General features: G+C 35.0%; 26 protein-coding genes. 13 read left to right on the top strand and 13 right to left on the bottom strand.

All coding sequences use genetic code 11. The features are described from left to right. Positions 1 to 45 precede the first annotated feature (45 nt). From acpP to Q0Y61_RS05415, 3 genes are all read right to left on the bottom strand, one after another. A complete protein-coding gene (gene acpP, locus Q0Y61_RS05425; RefSeq protein ID WP_026944368.1) occupies positions 46 to 279 on the bottom strand; it encodes an acyl carrier protein in 234 nt (77 codons plus the stop codon). 70 nt (positions 280 to 349) lie between these two features. Then, positions 350 to 1,093 (bottom strand): 3-oxoacyl-ACP reductase FabG, encoded by a 744-nt coding sequence (fabG, locus tag Q0Y61_RS05420; RefSeq protein ID WP_297812560.1) that lies wholly within the window; start codon positions 1,091 to 1,093, stop codon positions 350 to 352. 34 nt (positions 1,094 to 1,127) lie between these two features. Further along, positions 1,128 to 1,979, bottom strand: coding sequence for a YaaA family protein (locus Q0Y61_RS05415; protein ID WP_297812557.1), 852 nt, complete (start codon positions 1,977 to 1,979; stop codon positions 1,128 to 1,130). 136 nt (positions 1,980 to 2,115) lie between these two features. On the opposite strand from Q0Y61_RS05415, the gene Q0Y61_RS05410 reads away from it, so the two are divergent. The 4 genes from Q0Y61_RS05410 (at position 2,116) to Q0Y61_RS05395 (ending at position 4,364) form a co-directional block, all read left to right on the top strand. Continuing rightward, positions 2,116 to 2,523, top strand: coding sequence for a hypothetical protein (locus Q0Y61_RS05410; RefSeq protein ID WP_297812555.1), 408 nt, complete (start codon positions 2,116 to 2,118; stop codon positions 2,521 to 2,523). Further along, on the top strand, positions 2,524 to 3,186 hold the full coding sequence (locus tag Q0Y61_RS05405; protein ID WP_297812552.1) for a 16S rRNA (uracil(1498)-N(3))-methyltransferase: 663 nt from the start codon (positions 2,524 to 2,526) through the stop codon (positions 3,184 to 3,186). Positions 3,187 to 3,508: 322 nt separating this feature from the next. Beyond that, complete coding sequence (locus Q0Y61_RS05400; protein ID WP_297812549.1) at positions 3,509 to 3,979, top strand: type II secretion system protein; 471 nt, start codon at positions 3,509 to 3,511, stop codon at positions 3,977 to 3,979. Between the two features lies 1 nt (position 3,980). Then, positions 3,981 to 4,364 (top strand): prepilin-type N-terminal cleavage/methylation domain-containing protein, encoded by a 384-nt coding sequence (locus tag Q0Y61_RS05395; RefSeq protein ID WP_297812545.1) that lies wholly within the window; start codon positions 3,981 to 3,983, stop codon positions 4,362 to 4,364. Positions 4,365 to 4,389: 25 nt separating this feature from the next. Here Q0Y61_RS05395 and Q0Y61_RS05390 read toward each other — a convergent pair whose 3' ends face one another. Genes Q0Y61_RS05390 through Q0Y61_RS05380 form a run of 3 tightly spaced genes read right to left on the bottom strand, consistent with a single transcriptional unit; the run spans position 4,390 to position 8,020 of the window. Beyond that, entirely contained in the window at positions 4,390 to 4,989 is a 600-nt protein-coding gene (locus Q0Y61_RS05390) for a UbiX family flavin prenyltransferase (RefSeq protein WP_297812542.1), read from the bottom strand. Continuing rightward, on the bottom strand, positions 4,986 to 5,891 hold the full coding sequence (flgA, locus tag Q0Y61_RS05385) for a flagellar basal body P-ring formation chaperone FlgA (protein WP_297812538.1): 906 nt from the start codon (positions 5,889 to 5,891) through the stop codon (positions 4,986 to 4,988). The genes Q0Y61_RS05390 and flgA overlap by 4 nt, the downstream gene beginning before the upstream one ends. Then, positions 5,879 to 8,020, bottom strand: a complete 2,142-nt coding sequence (locus Q0Y61_RS05380) for a cation-translocating P-type ATPase (RefSeq protein WP_297812535.1) — start codon at positions 8,018 to 8,020, stop codon at positions 5,879 to 5,881. Before Q0Y61_RS05380 ends, flgA begins: the two co-directional genes overlap by 13 nt. Before the next feature lie 109 nt (positions 8,021 to 8,129). Between Q0Y61_RS05380 and Q0Y61_RS05375 the strand changes: the two genes are divergently transcribed. From Q0Y61_RS05375 to Q0Y61_RS05365, 3 genes are read left to right on the top strand one after another with little or no spacing between them, the layout of a single operon-like run. After that, the gene (locus Q0Y61_RS05375) at positions 8,130 to 9,158 is read left to right on the top strand and encodes a ribonucleotide-diphosphate reductase subunit beta (protein ID WP_297812532.1); all 1,029 of its coding nucleotides are present in this window, start codon (positions 8,130 to 8,132) and stop codon (positions 9,156 to 9,158) included. Beyond that, positions 9,148 to 9,891 (top strand): carbon-nitrogen hydrolase family protein, encoded by a 744-nt coding sequence (locus Q0Y61_RS05370; protein WP_297812529.1) that lies wholly within the window; start codon positions 9,148 to 9,150, stop codon positions 9,889 to 9,891. The genes Q0Y61_RS05375 and Q0Y61_RS05370 overlap by 11 nt, the downstream gene beginning before the upstream one ends. Continuing rightward, on the top strand, positions 9,879 to 10,517 hold the full coding sequence (locus tag Q0Y61_RS05365) for a protein-L-isoaspartate(D-aspartate) O-methyltransferase (protein ID WP_297812526.1): 639 nt from the start codon (positions 9,879 to 9,881) through the stop codon (positions 10,515 to 10,517). The genes Q0Y61_RS05370 and Q0Y61_RS05365 overlap by 13 nt, the downstream gene beginning before the upstream one ends. 40 nt (positions 10,518 to 10,557) lie before the next feature. Here Q0Y61_RS05365 and Q0Y61_RS05360 read toward each other — a convergent pair whose 3' ends face one another. From Q0Y61_RS05360 to Q0Y61_RS05340, 5 genes are all read right to left on the bottom strand, one after another. After that, the gene (locus tag Q0Y61_RS05360) at positions 10,558 to 11,499 is read right to left on the bottom strand and encodes a phosphatase (RefSeq protein WP_297812523.1); all 942 of its coding nucleotides are present in this window, start codon (positions 11,497 to 11,499) and stop codon (positions 10,558 to 10,560) included. Then, a complete protein-coding gene (locus Q0Y61_RS05355; protein WP_297812520.1) occupies positions 11,499 to 12,827 on the bottom strand; it encodes a histidine kinase dimerization/phospho-acceptor domain-containing protein in 1,329 nt (442 codons plus the stop codon). Before Q0Y61_RS05355 ends, Q0Y61_RS05360 begins: the two co-directional genes overlap by 1 nt. Before the next feature lie 24 nt (positions 12,828 to 12,851). Further along, complete coding sequence (locus tag Q0Y61_RS05350; RefSeq protein WP_297812517.1) at positions 12,852 to 13,520, bottom strand: response regulator transcription factor; 669 nt, start codon at positions 13,518 to 13,520, stop codon at positions 12,852 to 12,854. A gap of 3 nt (positions 13,521 to 13,523) precedes the next feature. Next, complete coding sequence (locus tag Q0Y61_RS05345; protein WP_297812514.1) at positions 13,524 to 13,877, bottom strand: hypothetical protein; 354 nt, start codon at positions 13,875 to 13,877, stop codon at positions 13,524 to 13,526. Between the two features lie 143 nt (positions 13,878 to 14,020). After that, positions 14,021 to 15,769: a Na/Pi symporter gene (locus Q0Y61_RS05340; RefSeq protein WP_297812642.1), complete on the bottom strand. Its 1,749-nt coding sequence runs from the start codon at positions 15,767 to 15,769 to the stop codon at positions 14,021 to 14,023. A 238-nt stretch (positions 15,770 to 16,007) separates the two neighbouring features. Between Q0Y61_RS05340 and Q0Y61_RS05335 the strand changes: the two genes are divergently transcribed. Continuing rightward, a complete protein-coding gene (locus Q0Y61_RS05335) occupies positions 16,008 to 17,222 on the top strand; it encodes an NAD(P)/FAD-dependent oxidoreductase (protein ID WP_297812511.1) in 1,215 nt (404 codons plus the stop codon). Positions 17,223 to 17,377: 155 nt separating this feature from the next. On the opposite strand, the gene Q0Y61_RS05330 is transcribed toward Q0Y61_RS05335, so the two are convergent. Next, positions 17,378 to 18,583 (bottom strand): 2,3,4,5-tetrahydropyridine-2,6-carboxylate N-succinyltransferase, encoded by a 1,206-nt coding sequence (locus Q0Y61_RS05330; protein WP_297812508.1) that lies wholly within the window; start codon positions 18,581 to 18,583, stop codon positions 17,378 to 17,380. An 89-nt stretch (positions 18,584 to 18,672) separates the two neighbouring features. On the opposite strand from Q0Y61_RS05330, the gene Q0Y61_RS05325 reads away from it, so the two are divergent. The 5 genes from Q0Y61_RS05325 to ligA all read left to right on the top strand — a co-directional run bounded on the left by Q0Y61_RS05325 (position 18,673) and on the right by ligA (position 23,770). Continuing rightward, positions 18,673 to 19,068 (top strand): hypothetical protein, encoded by a 396-nt coding sequence (locus Q0Y61_RS05325; RefSeq protein ID WP_297812505.1) that lies wholly within the window; start codon positions 18,673 to 18,675, stop codon positions 19,066 to 19,068. An 82-nt stretch (positions 19,069 to 19,150) separates the two neighbouring features. Beyond that, a complete protein-coding gene (locus tag Q0Y61_RS05320) occupies positions 19,151 to 20,149 on the top strand; it encodes an LLM class flavin-dependent oxidoreductase (RefSeq protein ID WP_297812502.1) in 999 nt (332 codons plus the stop codon). Then, a complete protein-coding gene (locus Q0Y61_RS05315) occupies positions 20,149 to 21,252 on the top strand; it encodes an A/G-specific adenine glycosylase (RefSeq protein WP_297812499.1) in 1,104 nt (367 codons plus the stop codon). Before Q0Y61_RS05320 ends, Q0Y61_RS05315 begins: the two co-directional genes overlap by 1 nt. A 50-nt stretch (positions 21,253 to 21,302) precedes the next feature. After that, positions 21,303 to 21,788, top strand: a complete 486-nt coding sequence (gene luxS, locus Q0Y61_RS05310) for an S-ribosylhomocysteine lyase (protein WP_297812496.1) — start codon at positions 21,303 to 21,305, stop codon at positions 21,786 to 21,788. Further along, entirely contained in the window at positions 21,785 to 23,770 is a 1,986-nt protein-coding gene (gene ligA / locus Q0Y61_RS05305; protein WP_297812492.1) for an NAD-dependent DNA ligase LigA, read from the top strand. The genes luxS and ligA overlap by 4 nt, the downstream gene beginning before the upstream one ends. Before the next feature lie 104 nt (positions 23,771 to 23,874). Here ligA and Q0Y61_RS05300 read toward each other — a convergent pair. After that, a partial coding sequence (locus Q0Y61_RS05300; protein WP_297812489.1) for an FkbM family methyltransferase occupies positions 23,875 to 24,935 on the bottom strand: 1,061 nt, incomplete at its 5' end.

Raw genomic sequence — 24,935 nt, 5'->3', positions numbered from 1 at the left:
AAGTTTATAAGGTATGCTAAACTTTAATGATTGCTTCTTTAGAAATTAAGCTTTTGCTTTTTCAATATAGGCTACGACATCACCCACAGTTTGAATTTTTTCTGCTTCCTCATCTGGAATCTCAATTTCAAATTTTTCTTCTAATGCCATTACAAGTTCTACGACATCTAAAGAATCTGCGCCTAAATCATCTACAAATTTTGACTCGGGCTTTACTTCTCCTTCATTCACATTAAGTTGTTCCACTACAACCGCTTTTACATCATCAAACATTGCCATTATGATTCTCCTTAAAAAATTTCAATAAGTTAGTATTGTAGCTAAGTTTTTCTTAAAAAACTTCTTAGAGCTACATATACAACCCTCCATTTACTTTTAATACTTCTCCTGTGATATAATTTGCGTTATTTGAAAGCAAAAATGCCACGGCACCTGCGACTTCTTCTCCTTTGCCAAATCTTCCTAATGGAATATTTTGTGCATAGGCTTCTTTAATCTCCTCTTTTAATGACTTCGTCATATCACTTTCAATGAAACCAGGTGTTACGCAATTAAATCGGATTCCTTTGCTGCCACCTTCTTTTGCAAAAGATTTCGTCATCGCAATCATTCCACCCTTGCTTGCTGCATAGTTACATTGCCCGACATTGCCAATTTCCCCAATAATAGAGGAGATATTTACCACCGCTCCATAACCTTGCTTACGCATAATCTTTAAGACTTCTTTACAACCAATAAAACTTGAAGTTAAATTAGCTTCTAACACAGAAGTAAAATCCTCTACTTTCATTCGCATAGAGAGTTTATCATTTGTAATTCCTGCATTATTAACTAAGAATGCAAGTTCCCCTTCACTGCTAAGGATTGCATTGATTCCAGATAAAAATTCCTCTTCTTTTGTCGCATCAAAACACACTACTGCAGCTTCTCCTCCTTCTTTTTGAATCTCCTGTTTTAATGTATCGGCAAGTTCCGGCTTGGAACGATAATTAATCCATACTTTTAAGCCCTCTCTTGCTAACACTTTGGCAATCTCTGCACCAATGCCTTTACTAGCTCCTGTAATTAAAACATTTTTTCCGCAAAACTTCATTGTTTAAATCCTTAAAATAAAAAGGTAGCAAGTATTATACACTTTTTTCTTTGCTTTTTATCGCATAAGTTAAAACAACGCGTCTTTGCTTTTTATCCTGTTTCGTTTGGATAGATTCTAACTCTAAACCCTCAAGATAAAGATTTTCCAAATCTGCCAAATCCACTAATCTTTCTTTTGCGCAAGTTCTAAGAAGTATGCCACGATAATATTTAGCATAATGGCTCACGACTTTGCCATTTTTGATGAAATTTGGTTCATACACGGATAAATCATTTAAACGGAAATAAGTTGGAACTTTACTCAAATCAAAGCATTTCTGATAAAATCCTGCACGCAAATCTAAAATCTCTAAAGTGCCGTTAAAACTCTTTGACAATTCTTTTTGATTATTAATTAAATATTCCCAAATTTTATTAAAATTTTCAAGATAAAATTTCTTTGTATTAAACTCTACCGCACCCCATTTAAATCCTGTCCCTTGTTTCAAATCATAATAAGGAATCCTATCGCCTGCCCGCAACAAACCAAAAAGATTAGAAAATATCAATAAATGTTTCTTGAGATAATCTTGGGCATAATTTTCTAAATGCTCAAAATCTAGTGCGCTAAAAGCTACCCCAATATAACGTAAAACCGCGGGTAATAAAGGAGAGTGCATTAGATTCTGTGCTTCAGCCAACTCTTTTAAAATGATATTCTTCACGCCAAATATTTGTTGGATTTCCGATTCTTTCCCACATCGTAATACCCCAATATAAGCCTTTAAAACATTTTCTAAACCGAGATTGCAAATAAAATTTTGATAAAAGGGCTGATTCTTTGCTTGTTGTAACGCTTGATATTCTAGTCGTTTTTTCTCACTTGGAGAAAATAAAATCCACATTTGAACTCCTTTAATAGCAACATAAATAAAAGGAATCTTAACATATTTTAATTTTTAAAACTCCACGATTCCTGACGCTTTACAAAGAAAACTTTTATTGTTACAATTCACACAAATTTTAGTCAAAAGAAATGCAATGGAATTTGTCGGAGAACAGCTACTTTTTATTCATCTATTTTTATCTTTTCCTCTGCTTTTGCCACCTCTTTGGAATCTCTACTGCTTATTTTCCAAAGAATCCCATACGCAAAAGCTCCGCGCTCTAGCTATCACTGCACCTGCTTATTACACATTACTTAGTGCTTGTCTCTTTAGCGGACTTGTGATTTGGGCAATGTTAGGATTTGTGATGACTTTGAAAATCTTAGCAATGCTCTTTTTATGGTTAGTATGCTTTGGACTTGAAATTATACGTCATAAACATCAAAAATTAATCAGAATAGAAGCGGATAAACTTAAACGAGAGGCATTTTTTCGCTGGGCAAAATTCAAATATGGCTTTGATTTATGCGCTTTTGTAACTCTATTACTTTGGGCAATCTAAATGCAATTTATACTTCACGACAATGCGGGGGATTTACAAATTATCCTTAAAGATGAAGCCTATCATCATCTCTTTCACTCTCGTAGGACGCGCAAACTAGAATCTATACATTTGCGCAATGGGAGAGATTTGAATCTCTATCTTTATATCATTACAGAAATAGGCAAAAAAGAAGCGAAACTGACCTTACAACGAACCCAAGCAACTCCACTTAAAAATCCTCCTAAAGGACATTTGATTTGGGCGATGATTGAACCAAAAAATATTGAAAAAACCTTGCCAATGTTCAATGAATTGAATTTAGATAAAATCACATTTTTTTATGCACAATATTCACAAAAACATTTCAAACTAGATTTTAAACGTCTAGATAAAATATTAAAAAACTCTTGTGAGCAATGCGGACGCATTATGAAATTAAAACTTGAAATACTACCAAACTTAAACGAAGTGTTAAGGAATTATCCAAATCTTGCAATTTTAGACTTTGAGGGAAAACCTTTAAATTCTCTTTTAGAGATCCCATTAATGGTTGGTTGTGAAGGAGGGTTTAGTCAAGAAGAACGCAAAATCTTACAAGATAAGCCAAGCTTTAGCTTACCAAATTGCAATATTTTGCGTAGTGAAACTGCCGCACTTTATGCGACAAGCAAATTGATTTAACTACGATTCCGCGCAATCACAAATGGTGTGCGACTTATCGCTTCTCCTTGCAAGGGTACAGCTTAGCTTTTCGTCATTTTGAGATTCCGTAAAGAATCGTGGCAATCTATCATTTAATATCTCGCCTCCAGTAATCCATTGATTCAAAATTATAGATTAGTACAGATTACTTTAGATTTGCTATCTTGCAAAGCATTTTAAAAGCTATAATAAACAATGGATTGTCTTTAATTTTTCACAATTCCTTTACAAACCATTTAAAAACAGCTACAATCCAAGCTCAAGAAATTAAAGCTCTAGGATTCTAAATCAAAGGAAAATTATGCAAATGAAAAAAGCTTTTACTATGCTAGAGCTTGTATTTATTTTGGTGATTTTAGGTATTTTGGCTGCTGTTGCGATTCCAAAAATTTCTGCAAGCCGTGATGACGCGAAACTCGTTGCGCTTAAGAGTGATATTAATACGCTTAAAACCTCTTTTCCTGCCTATTTTCTCGCTCAAGGGGAAGGCACTTTTATGACTGCTGTTACACTAAGTAGTGCGAATTGGAATCTTCAGGATTATATCATTACAAGCAAATTGCAAGACAAAAATGGCAATCCTTGTGTGAGTGCAACTCTGCTAGATTCTAACCATTCTACTACCAACAATCCTAAAAATGTGCAATTCTTACAACTCTCCACACAAACCAATCCTAATGCACAAGGCGATACTTGTGAAAAATTACTTGAAAGTATTAACTTAATTCAAACCCTTAGGATTCCACTACTTAGTAGCTCTATTGTGTTTTAAAATGTCAAAATATCAACCTGCTTTTACCCTACTAGAATTGGTGCTTGTGTTATCCTTACTTGGCATTTTACTTACTTTTGGGATTCCACAATTTAGCCATTACACCCAAAGTGCTTGCATTAAAAAGCTACAACTTCAAGTCTTAAATCTCAAACTAACCCTAAAAGCACAAAAGCAGCAAAAACTTCCAACAGATTGGAACGTACTTTATCAAAATCTTGATTTGAAACCTAGCTCTTGTTCTTTTGAAAAGCAAAAAAACGGCTTTATTGCCAATGATAATGGGCGTAAAGCTTATTTTGTGCTAAAAAATCTCATTTTAGAATGCCAACACACCAAAAGTGCGCGTTTGCACAATGGTGAATCCCTATGTGACATCTTTTAATGACTTAATAAGCACTCATTCCGTCTTATCCCCAACGCTTATAATCAAAAGGAATCAACAAACTATCGCACCATTTACCTACCAAAAATCTTTCTATTTCCTCCAAACTCTTCCCAGCATAATAACCAAAAATCGGTGGAGCGATTTGAACTCCTAACCTTGAGAGCTTTAGCATATTTTCTAATACAATAGGACTAAAAGGCATTTCACGAGGGGCTAGAAGCAATTTACGATTCTCTTTTATCATCACACTTGCGGCACGCGTTAGCAGAGAATCGCAAATTCCGTAAGAAATTTTTGCCAAAGTATTTTGCGAACATGGAATCACTGCCATTGCTTCGCAAATAAACGAACCACTTGCGATATTGGCGCTTAAATTCTTATCATCAAACAAAACAAGATTAGGAATCCCTTGCAAAGATTCTAGGAGATTAGGAATTGCGATATCCTTAGTCGTAGAAAAACTAGGAATGCTTTCTATCTTATAATTTTCTGCAGTTATTGTATCTTTCGCACCCTGTGTTATCACGCAATATTTTTCTAACTCTTTTGGCAAAAAGCTTAAGAATCTTAAACCTAACTCTACCCCACTTGCTCCACTAATGCCTACAATAATACGTTTCATAGCAACCGCCCTCTTCCTGCTTCTATAATCTCTACTTCATAAGTTTTCTTTCCTTGTAAAGCACGTGCTTTAATCACATCTCCTATCGCACCATCTTTTTGTGCTTCTAATATAAACTCTAGCAATATACCCTCCTCTGTAACACTAATGGAAATCTTATCTCCCTTTTTTACTACACGTTTAAGAATCAAGCGATCTTGCGTAACAATAATATCCTTTGGCGTATAAGAACGCACTGCTACTTTGCCCATTTCGCTTTCTTTCATCAGTGCACTACTGATTCGTTCAAAAGGAATCCGAATCAAACGTGCATTATGGTGATTAATACTTTGTCTTCCACTAATCGCTTCACTTGTTTGAATAGCTTGCAAAGTCGCATCTATTGCATATTTGAAATAAACTTTACGATTCCTTAGTTTCTCCCCATTCTTTTCTTGCACAACTATATCAAAGCTCCCCTCCCTACGTTTAAGAAGCTTAGAGTGAAAGTCAATAGACACAATTGCTTCCTCGTTAAAATCTATTGGCGTAATCTGTTCTAAATGCACTGCATCTACTTTAATCTTATTTTGCTGATATTCACGCAAAAACTCTGCTAAAATATATTTCCTAATCCCCTCAATTTCTCCTCCAACTATGCGTTTAAAAGTAATAATTGGCGCTTTCGCTCCCACAGAGATTCCCTCATTTGCAAATTTTTCAACGATTTGAGAGCTTTTAACTTGATAGCTATTGATACTTTTAGGAATCTCAAAAAGTAAAAAGTTGTTTTGTAAATCAGGTAATAAATCTTTAGCATAAATCGTCTGATTCTTAAATCTATATTCTGCCTCTAGCACAGAATAAGGAAGTGGATAAACCCAATTCGCAAAAAATAAAAGAATGAAAATTAAGCGCAACATTTAAGCCTTAAACGCGAAATTCTAAGCGCATTTGTAACTACACTTAGTGAGCTTACAGCCATTGCTGCTCCGGCATAATGAGGTTGTAAAACGATTCCAAAATAAGGATAAAGCACCCCTGCCGCCACAGGAATCAAAACAATATTATAAATATATGCAAAAAATAAATTTTGTCTAATGTTTGTCAAAGTTGCATTGGCTACATCAAAGACTTCCACGATTCCCCATAAATCCTCTTTAAGCAACAAAACATCTCCCACTTCTTGAGCTAATTCTGTCGCTTGTGTGAAAGAGATTCCAAAACTTGCTTCTTTTAATGCAAGGGCATCATTAATCCCATCTCCCACAAAACAAACTGCGCCATTTTGTGCTAAATGGGTGATTGTTTCTGCTTTTTGCTGTGGATTGACACTAGCAAAAAATTGTGTGATTCCAAGTTCTTTTGCCACTTTTGCCACACTTGCCTCATTATCTCCGCTTAAAATCACGGATTCCACTCCACGCATTTTTAAAGCCTCAATCGTAGCTCTAGCATTCGTTTTAATAGAATCTTGCAAATAAAAGAGTGCTAAAATCTCCTCTTCCCCTCCAAGTGCAATACAATTCTCGCGTGGAATCTCTTGTAATTGTCTTGCACATAGAGATTCCACCCATTCTAATGAACCTAAAAAATAGTTTGTATTATTTAATCTTGCTTGCACTCCCTTGCCTATTTCATAGTTTTTGGATTCCAAGCTTATAGTAGTTGAATCTTTAGCAAAGTTCAAAATTGCCTTAGCAATCGGGTGAGGATTGTTACTCTGCATCGCATAAATCAAACCTAAAATAAAATCTTTAGAATAATCAGTGGATAAAATTTTAAATTCTTGGACGACAATCTCGCCTTTTGTTAATGTGCCTGTTTTGTCAAACACAATTGTTTTAATCTTCTTAGCTTTTTCATAAATTTCTGGAGATTTTATGAGAATCTCTGCCTTTTTTGCCCTCATACTTGCACACACAATCGCTAAAGGCACAGCAAGTCCAAGTGCGCAGGGACAAGAGATAACTAGCACACAAGCAGCAATAGATAATGCAAACCCCAAACTCTGCCCAGATGCTAACCAAACCACAAAACAAACAAGACTAAGCAACACAACACTCGGCACAAATATACTTGCTATTTTATCTGCAAGTGCGCCAATGGGAGGCTTTTGAGATTGCGCAAGTTCAAGTAAATCCAACATTTCATAAACAAAAAACTCATTAGAATCCTTACTCGCACGAATGAGAATCTCTCCATTAAGAACCAAACTCCCACCTATAACTTCTTCCCCTACTTCCAATGTTTTTGGCGCTTCTTCACCATTAAGATGTGCGCTACTCACTTCCGCCTTACCAGAGAGGATAATACCATCTAGTGGAATCTTTTCACCCCCTATTACTAAACATTTATCACCCTTTTGTATTTTATCTACTGCAATCCATTGTTCCTCTTTGAAATCCTTGATTAACCTTGCTTGAGCCGGTAAAAGCTTGGCTAGAATCTCCAGTTCATCACTTGCTTTTCTTTTCGCACTTGATTTGAGATATTCTCCTATGAGAACAAAGCAAATCACTGCACTACTTCCCTCAAAATAGAATCCACTCTCACCACTAATGAAAAGATACAACGAATACAGATAAGCTACACTTGTGCCAAGCGCAATTAAGACATTCATATCCGCAGATTTTGTTTTAAAAAAACTTTTCGCCCCTTGATAAAACGGCGAACCACAATAAAACTGCACTACACTTGCAAGCACTAATTGCACCACTCCACTCCAAGTGCTATGCACCCCTAGCATATGTAATAAAAAAATGACTAAAAATAAAGGAATCGCAACCCATAATTTCTGCTTTAGTCCTTTAATATAAGCAATCTCTTGCTCTTTAGAATCATCAAGACTTGCTGGAAATCCATAAGAAGTAATGAGTGAAATAATTTTGGATTCTGAAATTTGAGTTTCATCATAGGCAATTTTTGCCCTTCCACTAATCGCATTGATTTTAATATTTTGAATGCTTGGAATTTTTTGCAAATTTTTTTCAATCGTAGAAGAACAAGCACTACAATGCATTCCACTAACATCTAATTTAACGATTTTCATTGATTACCTTAAGCGTGATTCATAAATAATTAATAAGATTTAAATCTTTAAAATTTTATAATTTCTACTTTTATTTTATACTTAATATTTTATGTTTATTTAAGGCAATTTGATGATTAACCGCAAAAAAATTTATAATCCAAACTCACAAGAAAGTGTTAATGAAAGAAAAATTTTTGGTGGAAATCCTACAAGTATTTTTGAATTAAATAAAATTAAATACCAATGGGCTTATAATTTATGGAAAGTAATGCTTGCAAACTCTTGGTTTCCAGAAGAAGTGAATATGACACAAGACAAACGGGATTATACAGATGGTTTGACACCAGAAGAAAAAATCGGTTATGATAGAGCTTTAGCTCAATTAATTTTTATGGATTCTTTGCAAACTAATAATTTAATTGATAATGTGAATCCTTATATTACAAGTCCAGAAATTAATTTAATTTTAGTGCGTCAATCTTTTGAAGAAGCATTGCATTCTCAAAGCTATGCTGTAATGGTAGAATCTATTTCAGCTAATACTGATGAAATTTATGAGATGTGGCGAAATGATATTAAATTAAAAAATAAAAATGATTATATTGCCAATGTTTATGAGGAATTAGCCATTAATCCTACAGAATATACACTCATTAAAGCGATGTTTGCAAACCAAATCTTAGAAGGAATTTATTTTTATAGTGGATTTACCTTTTTTTATACCCTTGCTAGAAGTGGGAAAATGTTAGGAAGTGCTCAAATGATTCGCTTTATTCAAAGAGATGAAGTTACACATTTATTATTATTTCAAAATATGATTAATGCACTTAAAAAAGAAATGCCACAATCTTTTACTAAAAATTTAATAGAAGAAGTTATTGAAATGTTTAGAGAAGCTGTAAAAGTTGAATCAAATTGGGGAGAATACATTACACAAGGGCAAATCTTAGGACTTACAACTGAAATTATTCACGAATATATTTGTTACTTAGCTGATGATAGATTAAAGCGTGTGGGTTTCCCCCCGCTTTATAATGCCAAACACCCTATTAAATGGGTAGATTCTTTTAGCTCTTTTAATGAACAAAAAACGAATTTTTTTGAAGGAAATGTAACCAATTACGCAAAAGGGAGTATAAATTTTGATGATTTCTAAACAACTTTATTCATTACAGCTTAAAACAAAGCAAAATTTTGAAGAAAACTTGGCGCATTTAAAGAATCTCATTTTAAATTGCGAGAGCAATTCTATCATTTTAGCACCAGAAGTTTGCTTAACAAACTTTTGTTATCAGAGAATGGACGAAGCAGCGGAGTTTGCCAAAGTCGCAACAGAATCGCTCTTGCGTCTTTGTTGTGATAGGACAATTATCCTAACAATGATTGAAAAATATCGTGAGGGATTTTATAATAATTTAAAAGTTTTTCACAAAGGAGAATTGCTACACAAACAAAGCAAACACAAACTTTTTCCATTAGGTAATGAACATTTACATTTTCAAAGCGGGGATTTAGAAGAAATTGCACCTTTTGAAATTGATGGGCTTTTATGTGGAGCAATTAACTGCTTTGAGTTGCGCTTTATTGATCTTTGGCAACGCGTCAAAGGTTGCGATATGATCTTTGTTCCAGCACAATGGGGAAAAGAGCGCAAAGATAACTTTGAAACTCTCTGCAAAGCTCTAGCCATTACCACACAAAGCTTTGTTATTGCAAGTAGTGGAGCAAACGATACTTGCGCAAAAGGAAGTGCAATCATCTCGCCTTTTGGCTATGCAACCAAAGAAGACAGCCAAGAAGTGATTACTTTGCACGCGAACTTTAATGAAATTACTCAAGCGCGCAAATTCATTGACATTGGGCTTAGTAAAACAATATGCAATCCTTAAAAACCGCCAATATGGTGCTTGAAATCTCTAAGAGATTCTCTCTTAGCCCATTAGTTGAAAAAGCTTTTTTAAGCGTGAATCGTGAGATTTTTGTTCCTAGTGGCTTTACCCATCTTGCTTATACGCTTGACGCACTCCCTATGGGAGCTAGTCAATGGATTAGCTCTCCCTTGACTGTAGCAAAAATGACAGAATACCTACAATGCGAAGGTGCGGATTCTGTGCTAGAAATTGGTTGTGGCAGTGGCTATCAAGCTGCAATTCTTAGCAAACTTATTCGCAGAGTTTTTAGTATTGAACGCATTGAAAAGCTCTTATTAGAAGCAAGAATGCGTATCAAAAAGTGCAATATTTCTAACATTAACACCAAGTTAGATGATGGACAAAATGGCTGGAATACTTATGCTCCTTATGATAGAATCCTTTTTTCTGCTTCTATTAAAGAAATTCCTCAAAGTCTTGTTGCGCAATTAGGTGAAGATGGAATCCTCATCGCACCTATAGAAAGAGGCAATGCCCAAATCATTACGCGTTTTATCAAACACAACGGAATCTTAAATCAAAGAGAGGAGCTAGAACATTGTGTATTTGTCCCCGTCTTAAATGGACTAGATAAAGAATCCTAATTAACTATCTTGAATCTTTTTAAATTCGCTTTAGATTCTACTACAATAATCCTAGCGTATGTGCAATCACTGCGCCCTCACGCAAACCCTCATCTATCACTAAACATTCTTGAAATTCTAAAGCTTCCATAAAGCAAGCAAATAATGCGATTCCAAATGGCACGACATCGGCTTTATACATTCCGACAAGTCCTATTTGGGATTCTTTTGAAAGTGCTAAAAACTTTGTAAGTTCTATTGCAAAATCTTCTCTTGTCAATTCTAGCCCAAAAATCGCTCTAGCATTGTAAGTTTGAAGTCCCAATTTAAATGCGCATACCATTGTAGGTGTTCCACTATTTGCCATCATAAAATGTGCTTTTTTGCCTTTTTTAGCACATTCTTGTATAAATGCAAGGATTGGCTTCAAAAACTCTTCTTTATGTTTTAATAGGTTTTCTATACTCTTATAGCGGTCTTTTGCGCTAATGATTCCAATCTCAAAGCTTTTTGCTAAATCCATATCCTCTCCACAGAGGATAAACTCACTACTTGCTCCTCCCATATCTACAAGCAAAAAACAATCTTGTTGGTATTTTGGATTTGTTCTTGCAATTTTTTGCACTGCAATTTTTGGAGCAAGAGCAGTAATTTGTGCTTCTTGTGCTCCTGAAATCACTTGAAATTGAATCTGTGTGGAATCCCAAATGGCTTGTAAAATATCCTCACGATTCCGTGCTTTACGCATTGCTTGTGTTGTTAATGCAATCACTTTATCTTGTGATGTAATCTTTAATGCACTTTTTAACGTAAGCAAACCTTGAATAATCCTCTCTTTTGCCTCTTGACAAATTTCACCACTCTCTTCTAATCTCTCTGCCGTGCGCACAGTTGTATCATATTCACTTAAAAATAGAAATTCCTTGTGGGATTCTTTCTCTATGACTTGGATTCTCACTCCACGTAAAGAATTACTCCCCAAATCAATCCCTATAATTTCCATTATTCTACTCCTTTTGGAAAGATAATTTTAAAGTGATGAATCCCCTCTACTGAGTTTTCATTTACTTGATTTTTCTCATAAACATAACCAAATCCTAAATGGTGTAATTCTAAAATACCCTTTAAAATTCCAAGCCCAAGCCCATAGCCTTGAATCAAAGCGTGGGTATCTTCGCGTGAAAAAGGCTCAAAATAATAATTAATGGGTTGTTTTAAGGGTGCGCCAAAATTACTAACACTTATCGCAAAAGATTCATTAACTCCTGACATTAAACCCCAAGTTATTATATTTTCAAGCCCTTTTTCTAATTTTGCTTGTACAATAATCTTTCCATTGCTTTTATATTTTTTTGCATTTCCAATTAAATTCTTTAAAGCAATAGAGAGAAACTGCAAATCTCCATTGATTTTGAAATTCTCCTCAATGTCAATTTCTAATTCCTCTTCTTCTAAAAATAAATGTTGTAAAGTCTCCACAATCAATGTTTCCACATCAAACTTACTCCATACAAGTAAATCTCCTCCCTCTTGAATTTTCTCAAAAGTCAAAATCTGACTTGTAAGATTATCCAAATTACGAACACATCTCATTACAAGAGGTTTTTGTAAATTTTCTGGCATCATTTCTAATGCGAGTTTTGCTTTAGAAATTGGTGTCTTTAGTTCGTGTCCGATATTTCTTAGCACAAACTCTCGTGCCATCATCAGTTTAGAAATCTTTACACTCATCGCATTAAAACTCAATGCCAACTGCGCTTGTTGTGGCTCTTTTGGCACTGGAATCTTAATTTTATAATTTCCTTTTGTAAATTCTTGCAAAGCACTTCGCAAAATCTTTAAAGGATACAAAGACACTAAAAGAATTGCAAAGGTTAAAAGCTGTATTAAAAAATCTAAAAGAATCCATAAATTCAAACCACTATCCATAGACAATTCCACTTCGTAATCTCTTAATGCAACAAAATTCATTCCTAAGTATTCTAAGTCAAAGCCATAATGACTTTCAAACTTAAAAATCTTCATTTCTACAAAAGAATCGTGATTCTCTAATAATATCGTTGCATTTTTTGGCATTTGACGCACGATTTTGTAATGGTTGTTTGTTACAATCTCACGCAAACGTATTGTGTTGCCGCTAATAAACTCTAATAAAGATTGTTGAGCTAAAAAAGTTGTTTTAGAAAGAATTGCTTCTTCATTTTTTTTTAGATTATTAACATTAATTAAATAGATAATCGTCCCACTAATACCAATAGAAACAATAAATAAAAGATAAATTTGCACAAAAAGAGGAGGAATGAAACCTCGGATTTTCAACTCATCTTTCATTTTAAATTATCCCTTTAAAAAGATTTAATCACAAAACTTATAACCAATCCCCCAAATAGATTGAATATATTTAGGTGTTTTTGCATCATCACCTAATTTTATTCTTAAATTCCTAATATGTGTATCAATGCTTCGTAAAGAGGAATCTGGGGCAATGCTAGAAATTGCTTGAGCTAGAGATTCACGTGAATAAGGCTTTCCTTTGTGTCCAATCAACAAGCTTAGAATCTCAAATTCTGCTGGTGTCAATTCTACATTATAATCTGCGATTTTTACTTTGCGTTTATCAATATCTACTTCCAAATCTCCATATCGCACACTTTTGTGTTGTGAATATCGCTTTAATAAGGCATTAATTCGCGCAACAAGTTCAATGGGTTCATAAGATTTTGCTAAGTAATCATCTGCTCCTCGTTCAAATCCTAAAATTTTGCTACTAATATCTGCACGTGCTGAAGACATAATAATAGGCATATCGCTAATTTTACGCAATTTTTGACACAATTCTAATCCGTCCATTTCAGGTAACATAATATCTAACACTGCTAAATGAAATCCACTTTTATTTTTAACCCAATCTAACGCTGTATTTGGACTATCCGTTGCCAAGACTTCCATACCGCTTTGGCGCAAATAATCTACTAATAATTTCTGCATTTCTAAATCATCTTCTACAAGCAAAATCTTATACATCAACTACTCCCAAATCTTTTCTAAAAGTTTATTCATTTGCTCTGTATCTAAAATTTCTACTATGGAATGATAAAATATAATTCTAGCTTCTATATATTCATCACTCACTTCTTTGAATGCTTGTTTATATCGCTCCAAATCTACTTTGGATTTATTTTTTAAGTCTAGCAATAATCTATTCCGAATACGATAAACGTTTTGTTGATAGGCGTGTTTCTCTGCATAAAACTCCACCATTGCACTTTTTAATCTTTCTTGTATCTTGGGAGTTAGATTCAAGGTTTTTAAAGTATTTTCAATATCATTACTCCATATTTGAATACAAAATACCAAACAAAAAATCATTAAAATTCGCATTAATATCCTAGAAAATTAAAATATAAAATTATAAAAGCGTCATAATAAAGCTACACTTAAACAACTCCGCTACATCATTCTTATTTATACTCACAAGGAAAGAGTGGGACACGCCATTGCCCTTATTCCTGTAATTAGGAAAATTATTCTTGGCTTTTTTGCTCTTCTTCTGTATTTTCTTGAGTCTCTAGCCATTCTTCTTTAGTAAAAATAACCTCTATTGCTTCCATTAAACTCATCGCGATATCTCCGATAAAAGAACTATCATTAAGAATTGATGTTGCATTAGTTGCACTAATTTTCTCTTCTGAAATGAGTTTTTCTACATCACGCATTATATGATGGTCATATTCTCTTAGCAAATCTTTTGCTGCGCTAATTTGCTTTAAAATCACATATGCACTCTCATCTTTCATTAGCTTTAGCTCTTCAATACTACGTAGCAATTCTCCCAAGTCTTTGCGCATCGTATTGTATTGTTCTGCCAAGTAAGGATTAGTAGAGACGGAATATATTTTCATATTGGCTTGAATAAGTTTCAAGTTTTTAGTCGCTTCTGTGATATTACGTGCTGCAATTTTAAAAGAATAAATGCGTTGGTTTTTCTCCTCATCTTCTACATATCTTTGCACTTTAGTGGAAAATTCAAGAATCGCATCAAATAGCACTTTAATTTTTCTTTTATAAAGATAATCTAAATCTACATTTCCGCTAAACCATTTCTTCGTTTTTACTATCGTATCAAAACTTTCTTTACCACGAATATCACTACGATTAAAGCCAATTGTATGTGCAATCATCGCATAAGCATTATTATACAAATGCACAGATTCTTTCTGTAAAGCCTCAATAGCGGTGTCAGAGTATTCTATAATATTGTTATCCAAATATAAAGGAGCATCCATCTCTCTATCACGAGGTGCTTTAATTGTTTTGTCTAAAATAAATACAATTTGACGAATAAATAAAGAAATAAGAATCACGCCTACAAGATTAAACAATGTATGAAATAGTGCAGTTTTTAATCCCACATTATCAGCAGCAAGCCCTAAAAAATCTGCGGTTATATTAACCAAATGGACAAAATAAGGGAAAAAGATAATCACAATTATTGCGATACTAAAATTAAAAATACAATTTGCAATTGCAAGCTTTTTTCCTTCAATATTTGCACTAAGACTTGCAATCACGGCAGTTACAACACCGCCAACACTTGTTCCAAGCGTAGCAGCAAGTGCATTTTCAAAACCAATCTGCCCACTGACTAATGCAGAAATGATAATCGCTAAAGTTGCGTGGCTACTTTGCACAATCCCTGTCATTAGCGCACCAAGTCCTACAAAGATAATGACACCTTTAAATCCATCAAAGTTAAACCGTGAAAGGTCCATAATCTCTTTGTAAGATTCAAAACCACTTTTAATATAATCTACACCCAAAAAGAAAAATCCAAGACCCATAAAAATCAGTCCAATTCCTTTAAAAACTTTGTCTTTTTGGAAGTTTAAAATCGTCCCACACACAATAAGCGGAATCGCTAAGATGGAAATATTAATACTTGTCAATCCTACAATTAACCAAGAACCAGCACTATTGCCTAAATTCGCCCCAAAAATAATTCCAATTCCTTGCGCAAGCGTAATCAAGCCAGCAGAGAGAAAAGAGATAGAAATGACAGAAACTAGCGTTGAAGACTGCATTAACATCGTTGTAACTACACCAAATACGATACTTTTTAGACGCGTGTCCGTAGATTTAGTTAAAATCTTTTCTAAAAGTCCCCCACTAAATGACTTAAATCCAGAGCTTAAATTCATCATACCAATGAGCAAAATCGCAACACCTGCAAGAATTTGTGCCACTTCTGGAAACACAACCAAAAAATACAACATTAAGATAATAACAACAATTAGAGAATATCGTTTAAAGTTTTGCAATCCCCATTCCTTATAATATAAAATTAAATCGTTAATTATAACGAAAAGTTTAACTATTTTTATGATTTAATTTAAATTTCAGTTTATTAATTTAACTTAACTTTAAGAAATAAAATAATTTTTAACCTTTTAGGATTTTATTAACAATAATATTTTAAGATAGAATTTTAGACTTTCAAACGAGGAGTGTCAAATGAGTGGAGAGGCAAAAAAGATATTAATTATTGGGGGCGGTTATGGTGGATTAAAAGTTGCTTTAGGATTACAAAGAAAATATTGTGGCAATGCAAAAATAACTTTAATTAGCAAACACGATTATCACTACCAAACCACATTGTTACATAAAGTAGCAATTGGAACATTAAGCGCACGAAAAGCAAGAATTTATTATCGCAAGATTCTCAATCCACAAAAAGTGGAATTTATTAAAGATAAAATCAAGAATCTTCAACCACAAAAAAACAAAGTAATAGGCAATGGCGGAGAGTATTTTTATGATTATCTCATCATTGGGCTTGGCTTCAAGCCTGATAATTTTGGAATCCCTGGCGTTGATAAATATACTTATAAACTCTCTTCGCTCAATGCAGCACTCAAACTAACAAAAAATATTGAAAATAAATTTAAAGAATTTGTGCATACAAAGAATCCAAAAGATTTACAAGTCATTGTTTGCGGCACAGGCTTTACAGGCATTGAGTTCGCAGCAGAACTTGCGACACAACTAGAGGAACTCTGCCTCATTTGCGGGATTGATAGAAAAATTCCAAAAGTTACTTGTATTGGGCGCTCCCCACATATTTTACCAGTGTTCAATGAAAACCTTGTTCAAACTGCAGAATCAAAACTCAAAACACTTGGTGTAGAGATTCTATCAGGGGCAACTATTAAAGAAATCCAAGAAGGGAGAGTCATCGTAGAAAAAGAGGGACAAACACAAGAAGTCTATGGTAACACCATCATTTGGAGTGCAGGAGTCAAAGGAAGTGATATTGTAGAAAATTCTGAAATCCCAAACAAAAAAGGACGCATCAAAGTCAATCCTCAATTACAATGCGAGAAATTTCCAAATATCTATGTAGTAGGCGATTGTGCAATTGTTGCTAGTAAAGATGCAATTCACGCACCCACTGCACAATTATCAGCACAAATGGGAGATTATCTAGCCGAACTCCTTTGTGCAAAACTAGAAAATAAAGCTTTTGAAAAAATATTCAAATTTAATCATCGTGGGACAGTTTGTTCTATCGGGCATACCGATGGTGTAGGCATTGTTTATCATAAAAATGTCAAAGGAGAAATGGCAGCATTTATGAAAAATACAATTGAAAACAAATGGCTTTATAGTATCGGGGGAATGGATATGGTGCTTAAGAAGGGACAATTCCGCTACCGCACAAGCAATTAGCTTTAAGATGGTATTCATCTCTTACTGCGTCCCTGCGAGACTTGCAATGCAAGTCGTGGCAATCTATTTCAACTCCCTCTTTAATCCACGCACTTCTTTGAAAAAGGTAAGGTAAGCAAATATTCGCTCCACGCACAAGGAATATCTAACATCATCTAATGCAAAGCCGAGTTTAACTCTATCTTACGATTAGAACGAAATGCAATCATTGCACCAGTTTTAGAATCTTGCCTGAAATGCACTCCATTTTTGCCGGACAACTCTCTACCTTTATAGATTCCACTTTCTCTTACTTCAAAATTTGAATTAATTTCCGCGATTTTTCTCGCTTCCTCTTCATTGATTTTAAAGATTGTCCCAGCTAAAACTGCGATTCCACCATCTACAATACAACCATCGCCTAGACTAATGCCTGTGGAACTATTCACTCCTAAAAGGCAATTTTTACCAATGCTAATTGGGTCAGCATTTCCACCACTTAAGACACCCAAAATACTAGCACCTCCGCCGACATCACTTCCTTCACCTACGACCACACTAGAGCTAATGCGCCCCTCATTCATACAAGCACCCATTGCTCCAGCATTAAAATTCACATAACTCGCACCCGGCATTTGTGTATAACCACCCTTGCCTAAATACGCTCCAAAGCGAGTTTTAGCAGTATCAAGCAGACGAATATTATCATATTGTGGAATCACTTGCATTAAGTAACGTGGAAATTTATCCACAAAGTCAATGGCTGGAAACTCTCCGCGCATCTTTAAGGCAATCTCATTTTCTCTTAGCCATTCCAATTCAAAAGGCACATTACCGCTCCACGCCACATTGGTTAATAGCCCAAAGATTCCCTCTAGTTGCAAACTTCTAAGCGGTGCTTTGCCAAGTGAGAGGGCAAGTAATTTCAGATAAGCAGATTCTACACTTTTGCATTGCACATCTTGGTAGATTGCACAAAATCGGTAGCGAAAATCTCCATTTTCTGTATAGATTCTATCCTCTTGCAAAGCGCGTTGCAACTCTAAAACCACTGCGACATTTTTATGCGCATTTGGATTCTCTTGTGTCTCTGCCAAAAAAGGTGCGAAGTTTTCTAGGACTTTTAGGACGAACTCTTCTGTGATTCCAAGTACTAATTCACTTTCACATTCCTCTAGCACTTCACATTCGCTCTTTAGAGATTCAAAAATCGCATAAGAACCAAAGTTTTCACCCCAATTTAGCACAGGATAAGTCGCTTGTAACACCTTATTACTTATCACTCCTACATCAGCATAACAAATTCCAAATCCCAAAGGCTGTTTATAGTTTGGTTCTTTTTGCAATGATTCTACTTTGGCTTTAAAATTTTCTTTACTCATATAATACTCCTTAAAATTTAGGATTATAACCAAAACTCTATAAAATTTAAATTTGTTATAATTTCACAGACTATACACAAAGGCGCAAAATGCAAAAAGAAATTTTAATTTTTAGTTCTATATTTGTTATCGTTTTGGTTCTATTGATTGCATTATTTATTGCATTAAAAAGAGAGAAACCAAGAAAAATCCAGGAGGAAAGCAACTTTGAGATACCAAATGCCAGCACTCTTTTAGAATCTTTAAAGAAGCAAAATAACGATTTAAACACACTAGCAAAATACGCGGATTTAGCCTTTATCCACTATGACCGCTATATGGAGGAAATGCCAGACTTTGACTTAGAATTTTTTGCTATTCTCACTTCACATAAAGGGGTAAATGCCAAATTAATCCTAGAAGTAGAGCGACATTTTAAACAAGCCAATCCTGCACGCAAAGAACTGCTAGAACAAGCTTTAAATGTGGGGTTAAAACACCGTTAGAGCGTGGTTTATTTTTTCTTTATCTTTATGATATAATTATAACTTTTTTAAAATTTCATTTAGACAAAAGGGGAGTTAAGAAATGAAAAGTAGCATTTTTGAGTTAGTAGAAAATTGGAAAAATAATGAAGCAAATGCCATTTCAGATGCGATTGAATTAATAGAATATGCTGATAAATTGGGATTTGATGAAGCGTGGATTGGAGAACATCATTTTAATAGCTTCACACTTTGCCCTTCCATTCTTGCACTTATAGGCTATGCACTTGCACGCACGGAGCGAATCAAAGTAGGAGGTGCTGCTATTTTACTACCCCATTACCACCCTATTCAACTAGCAGAAGAAATTGCTACACTAGATTTATTAAGCGGTGGGCGATTCCTTTTTGGCTTCGCACGTGGGGCTTTTCCAATTTTTGATATTTCAATGGGAAACAATCCTCAAAATAATCGTAAAATTATGTTAGAAAATGCCGAGATTGTGCATAACTTGCTTTTTAAAAATCAAGTAACACACGAAGGAGAATTTTTTGACCTCAACAATATTAGCATTTGTCCTCATCCGCTAGGCTTGATTCCATTTTATGTCGCAAGTGACCACGAGGAGACATTGAAAATTTCGGCACAAAGAGGCTATAATTTCTTAGGAGCTTTAACGCTTGAAGCAAAACGAGCTAAAGAGATTTATGATATTTTTGCCCAAAATGGAGCAAAAGACTTGGAGTTTGTGCTAACGCGCGCAATTTATATTGATGAAGACAGAAGTGTCGCGCAAGAGAAAGCACAAATAGGTGTAGATATTTTCACACAATGTATGCTTCGTGCCAATGAATCCAATCCAACCTTTGAAGCCATTATTAAAACAAGTGATTACGAGGAGTTTAGGGCAGCATTTTTTAATAAAAATAAAATTATGGAATGTATGATTGTCGGCACTCCAGAGGACTGCATAGAACAAATTTTGGAATTGCGCAAAAAAATTCAATTCAACACTCTATCCCTAAAACTCCTTTCCTCCGAACTTCAAGATTCCAAAAATATCCTTAAACTTTATAAAGAACGCGTTGATCCTTATCTGTAATGGATTCCAAACTCAATGCAAATAAGCTTAAAAATGCTCAAAAAGCACTTTTAAGTTGGTATGCAAAACAAGGTCGCCATCATCTGCCTTGGCGTGATAGACTAGCCCCTAATCGCCCCTATTGCGTATTAATTAGTGAAATGATGCTCCAACAAACACAAGTCAAAACAGTGCTAGAAAGATTCTATTTCCCTTTTTTACAACGTTTTCCAAATCTCCAAGCTTTAAGCAAAGCGGATATTACCGAGGTATTACACGCTTGGCAAGGACTTGGTTATTACTCCCGTGCAAGAAATCTACACAAACTCGCACAAATTTGTATTCATCACCTAAATAATGCAACACGATATACGAATCTGCATAAGGATTCTAAAAACAATTTGGCTCTTATTTCTTATGAAAATCCTTTGCCCTGCGATATACATCTCTTGCGCCAACTTCCTGGAATCGGAGCTTACACTGCTGGAGCAATTGCGTGTTTTGGGTTTGATTTACCTGTTAGCTTTGTGGATTCTAACATCAAACGCATTCTTTTGCGACTTTTTGCCTTACATTCTGCTACTCCCTCTATTTTAGAATCCAAAGCCAAGTTAATTTTAAATCCCAAAGACGCTTTCAATCACAATCAAGCTTTATTGGATTTAGGCGCACTCATTTGTCTGCCAAAATCTCCTAAATGTGAAATTTGTCCTTTAAATAATCTTTGCTTAGGTAAAGAAAATTGGCAAACTTTTACACAAACCAAACAAACAAAAACAATCAAACAAACTCTGCATTTTGGGATTTTCATTCAAGATTCCAAAATTGCACTTTTAAAAAGCCAAGATAAGCTCTATTTCGGACTTTATAACTTTCCTCAAATTCCACCACCTATAATTGAAGTAAGTCAAAAAATTGGGGGGTCAAAACATTCTTACACAAAATACAATCTTAAAATAGAAATATATCTTTGTCCTTTTGAGTGCCTTGATTCTCTGTTAAATAATAATTCTTTAATTAACGATTCCTTAGAGTTTTTCACACAAACTTCCTTGCAATCCTTACCTCTCTCTGCCTTAAGCCTGAAAATCTTAAACCTTTTACACACAAAAGGCTTATTTTAATAGAAATTTGCTAACATTATTGCTTCCATTTTAACATCAAGGAATATTCAATGCCACTTTTAGATAGCTTTAAAGTAGATCATAAACTTATGCCAGCTCCAGCAGTGCGTCTTGGGAAGGTTATGCACACACCAAAAGGCGATGAAATTTGTGTGTTTGACTTGCGCTTTTGTAAGCCCAATGTTGAAATATTAAGCGAAAAAGGAATCCATACATTAGAACACCTTTTTGCAGGCTTTATGCGTGACCATTTAAACAGCCAAAAGGTAGAAATTATTGATATTTCCCCTATGGGTTGCCGCACAGGATTTTATATGAGCCTTATTGGCAAACCAACCCCACAAGAAGTGCGTAATGCGTGGGAGAAAAGTATGCAAGACATTTTAGAAGTTAATGAGATTCCAGAGGCAAATCCTCTGCAATGTGGAACTTACTTAATGCACTCTTTACAAGAAGCACAAGAAATTGCCAAAAACACATTGTCTAAAGGCATTGGCATTATGGACAATGAAGCCTTAAAACTTAATCTAAAATGACTTTAGAAGAATATTTACAAGCCATTGAACATTTAAATTTATGGGCAAAACATTATTATGTTTTAGACGACCCTATTGCGAGTGATGAGGAATACGACACACTTTATCGCAAAGTCAAAGATTATGAATTAAAAAACCCTCACGAGATTGCCCCAGACTCACCTACACAACGCGTGGGTGATAAAGTGTTAGAATTCTTTAGCAAATCTACCCATATTCAAAGAATGTGGAGTTTAGAAGATGTATTTAATCTCCAAGAACTACAAGATTGGATTGAACGCATTTTGCGTGGAAGTAATTGTGAGACTTTAAATTTCTTTATCAGCCCTAAATTTGATGGAGCAAGCTTAAATCTCCTTTATGAAGATGGAATCTTAAAAAGCGCTGCAACAAGAGGAGATGCTTTTATCGGAGAGAATGTAACGCAAAATGCACGCACAATTCCAAGCATTCCTTTAAAAATTGCCTACAAAGGACGCATTGAAATTCGTGGAGAATGTGTAATTGCCAAAGATGACTTTGAAAAGCTGAATCTTGAACGATTACAACAAGGAGAAAATCTCTTTGCCAACCCACGCAATGCAGCAGCAGGGAGTTTGCGCCAACTTGACCCCAAAATCACTGCAAAACGAAAATTACAATTTATTCCTTGGGGCGTAGGTGCGTATGATATTGCAGACTTTATGGAATCTATGAATAAGACTTCACAAAATAGCTTCTTTGCGCTTATGGAACAAATCTATACTTTAGGATTCCAAAAATCTCCTTTCGTGGAACTCTGTAACAACATTCAAGAAATTGAAACAGCCTATTCTCATTTAATCTCCAAACGCGATTCCTATCCTATTACCTTAGATGGAATGGTAGTGTGTGTGGATTCTATTCCTTTGCAAGGGAAACTTGGCTTTACTATCAAAGCACCTCGTTTTGCTTGTGCTTATAAATTTCCAGCCATTGAAAAAAAGGCAAAAATTCTAGGAATCACTCTGCAAGTAGGAAGAACAGGTGTCATCACACCAGTTGCAGAACTTGAACCCATAAGGATTGAGGGAGCAAAAGTCAGTCGTGCGACCTTGCATAACTTTGATGAAATTACCAAAAAAGATATTCAAATCAATGATTTTGTCATTTTAATTCGTAGTGGTGATGTGATTCCTAAAATCATCAAATCCTTACCTGCCCTACGTGATGGCACACAAACTCCTTGTCCAATTCCAACAAAATGCCCCATTTGCAAGAGTGAATTACTGATTGAAGAAAAACTTATTAAATGCCAAAATCTTAGCTGTGAAGCGCGTGTGAAAAATGCTATTATCCACTTTGCAAGCAAAAAGGCATTAAACATTGATGGTTTGGGAGAAAAAATCGTTGAAATGCTTTTTGATACAGGAAAAATTCATTCCATAGAAGATTTATTTTATTTACAACCAAATGATTTAGAGGGATTAGAAGGCTTTAAGGATAAAAAAATTGGTAATCTCCTAAATGCTATTGCAGCAACGCGCGGGGTAGAATTATGGCGTTTCATTAATGCGCTTGGGATTGAACACATTGGTGAGGGAGCAAGCAAAAAACTAGCTAATGCCTTTGGGTTAGAGTTTTACAAAAAAACTTATGAGGATTTTATCATTCTTGAGGGATTTGGAGAAGAAATGGCGGCTTCCTTAAGTGAGTTTTGCAAAGTCAATCTTGAGCGACTTTTGCGTTTATTAAAGATTATTTCTCCTCTTTGTAGCGCACAACCCCTTGTGCAAGACTCTAAAATTAAAGGCAAAACTTTTGTCATCACAGGCACACTTTCCAAAGCACGCCAAGATTATCAGGAATTATTAGAATCACTTGGTGCAAAAGTTAGTGGGAGTGTCTCTAAAAAAACCGATTTTCTACTTTGTGGTGCAAATGCAGGTTCAAAACTGACCAAAGCGCAAGATTTGGGTGTTAAAATCATCAATGAAGAGGACTTCAAGACTTTACTAAATTAAAAAACCCTCTAATAATTGAGGCACAACATCGACAAAACCAATAAATTAAAAACAAGATTCCATTATTTTACTTTTTAACAAATTTTATCTTGAATAATGATGAATTACCAATTCCACCGAATCTTTTCATCTCTAACAAAAAGATAATCCCAACCATTCCACATCAAGATTCTATAACCCTTGCTTTTTAATAATCCACCCACTTCTTTTTGTGCATCTTTGAAATAATTGTGTTCTATGGCAATACAACCAAAAGTATATTTGTCAAAATCAATCCCCTTTAGCACCTCTAGCTCCCCACCCTCTACATCTAAGGACATAAAGTCAATATGCGAAACTTCGGGATACTTTGCCATAATCTCATTAAAAGTTGCCGTTTGCACCTCTACATAAGATATTTCCCCTCCTTTTTCCACTCTCCTTTTGTGTGCTTCTGTGAGATTTATCTCCAAGGTATCTAATCCACTATTCTTTGAAATTGCCATACGTGTAATTCCGATATTTTTAGAAAATACAGCGAGATTATAGACATCGCATTTGCGATTCCTCTCCAAATTCGCAAAAGTATTAGGATTTGCCTCCACGCAAATTCCTTTCCAACCAATCTGCTCAAACAAATACGAATTGGAAATCATCAACCCATTATGCGCTCCAATATCCACAAAAAATCCCTCTTTTTTGCAGCCATTTAGCACATAAGCCAATGCGTCTTGTCCTAATTGCCCACGAAACGCAATGTCTTTAAGCTTAGAAGTCCAAAAAATATCGCTGATGGCTTCAATGTGTTTTATGCGCACCAAAAGTTCTTTCAAATAAATTTCAGATCGATTCCATTGGTTTTGAGGTTGCTTTCTCGCCTCCGCCTTAATGCTTGGAATCCTAAGCAAGAAATAAAGCAATCCTCCACACCACCAAAATTTATAGGCATTTAAGAACTCTTCTCCTAAACGATAAGTAAGCTGATTTTGAATCTCTACACTTTGGGCATAATCCTTGAGAGATTTTAAAGGGGGATATTTCAAAGAGGGGGAATGTTGAATAGCTTGTTGATAATCTTTGATTTCTTTTTTGTGCTTTTGAATTACTTTCAAAAGCCTAAAGAAAAGGGCCCCCCCCCCCGCCGGGCGGAGCGGGGGGGGGGCGCGGGGGGGGGGGAAAGGAGGGG

The sequence above is a fragment of the uncultured Helicobacter sp. genome (assembly GCF_947367035.1).
In the GTDB taxonomy this organism is placed as follows: Bacteria; Campylobacterota; Campylobacteria; order Campylobacterales; family Helicobacteraceae; genus Helicobacter_D.
The sequence above is the reverse complement of the archived record's forward strand: the minus strand, read 5'-3'. Positions and strand labels throughout refer to the sequence as shown.

Coding starts and splice junctions, on each gene's coding strand:
- acpP (WP_026944368.1), bottom strand. CDS start 279: ATGGCAATGTTTGATGATGTAAAAGCGGTTGTAGTGGAACAACTTAAT.
- fabG (WP_297812560.1), bottom strand. CDS start 1,093: ATGAAGTTTTGCGGAAAAAATGTTTTAATTACAGGAGCTAGTAAAGGC.
- Q0Y61_RS05415 (WP_297812557.1), bottom strand. CDS start 1,979: ATGTGGATTTTATTTTCTCCAAGTGAGAAAAAACGACTAGAATATCAA.
- Q0Y61_RS05410 (WP_297812555.1), top strand. CDS start 2,116: ATGGAATTTGTCGGAGAACAGCTACTTTTTATTCATCTATTTTTATCT.
- Q0Y61_RS05405 (WP_297812552.1), top strand. CDS start 2,524: ATGCAATTTATACTTCACGACAATGCGGGGGATTTACAAATTATCCTT.
- Q0Y61_RS05400 (WP_297812549.1), top strand. CDS start 3,509: ATGCAAATGAAAAAAGCTTTTACTATGCTAGAGCTTGTATTTATTTTG.
- Q0Y61_RS05395 (WP_297812545.1), top strand. CDS start 3,981: ATGTCAAAATATCAACCTGCTTTTACCCTACTAGAATTGGTGCTTGTG.
- Q0Y61_RS05390 (WP_297812542.1), bottom strand. CDS start 4,989: ATGAAACGTATTATTGTAGGCATTAGTGGAGCAAGTGGGGTAGAGTTA.
- flgA (WP_297812538.1), bottom strand. CDS start 5,891: ATGTTGCGCTTAATTTTCATTCTTTTATTTTTTGCGAATTGGGTTTAT.
- Q0Y61_RS05380 (WP_297812535.1), bottom strand. CDS start 8,020: ATGAAAATCGTTAAATTAGATGTTAGTGGAATGCATTGTAGTGCTTGT.
- Q0Y61_RS05370 (WP_297812529.1), top strand. CDS start 9,148: ATGATTTCTAAACAACTTTATTCATTACAGCTTAAAACAAAGCAAAAT.
- Q0Y61_RS05365 (WP_297812526.1), top strand. CDS start 9,879: ATGCAATCCTTAAAAACCGCCAATATGGTGCTTGAAATCTCTAAGAGA.
- Q0Y61_RS05360 (WP_297812523.1), bottom strand. CDS start 11,499: ATGGAAATTATAGGGATTGATTTGGGGAGTAATTCTTTACGTGGAGTG.
- Q0Y61_RS05355 (WP_297812520.1), bottom strand. CDS start 12,827: ATGAAAGATGAGTTGAAAATCCGAGGTTTCATTCCTCCTCTTTTTGTG.
- Q0Y61_RS05350 (WP_297812517.1), bottom strand. CDS start 13,520: ATGTATAAGATTTTGCTTGTAGAAGATGATTTAGAAATGCAGAAATTA.
- Q0Y61_RS05345 (WP_297812514.1), bottom strand. CDS start 13,877: ATGCGAATTTTAATGATTTTTTGTTTGGTATTTTGTATTCAAATATGG.
- Q0Y61_RS05340 (WP_297812642.1), bottom strand. CDS start 15,769: ATGTTGTATTTTTTGGTTGTGTTTCCAGAAGTGGCACAAATTCTTGCA.
- Q0Y61_RS05335 (WP_297812511.1), top strand. CDS start 16,008: ATGAGTGGAGAGGCAAAAAAGATATTAATTATTGGGGGCGGTTATGGT.
- Q0Y61_RS05330 (WP_297812508.1), bottom strand. CDS start 18,583: ATGAGTAAAGAAAATTTTAAAGCCAAAGTAGAATCATTGCAAAAAGAA.
- Q0Y61_RS05325 (WP_297812505.1), top strand. CDS start 18,673: ATGCAAAAAGAAATTTTAATTTTTAGTTCTATATTTGTTATCGTTTTG.
- Q0Y61_RS05320 (WP_297812502.1), top strand. CDS start 19,151: ATGAAAAGTAGCATTTTTGAGTTAGTAGAAAATTGGAAAAATAATGAA.
- Q0Y61_RS05315 (WP_297812499.1), top strand. CDS start 20,149: ATGGATTCCAAACTCAATGCAAATAAGCTTAAAAATGCTCAAAAAGCA.
- luxS (WP_297812496.1), top strand. CDS start 21,303: ATGCCACTTTTAGATAGCTTTAAAGTAGATCATAAACTTATGCCAGCT.
- ligA (WP_297812492.1), top strand. CDS start 21,785: ATGACTTTAGAAGAATATTTACAAGCCATTGAACATTTAAATTTATGG.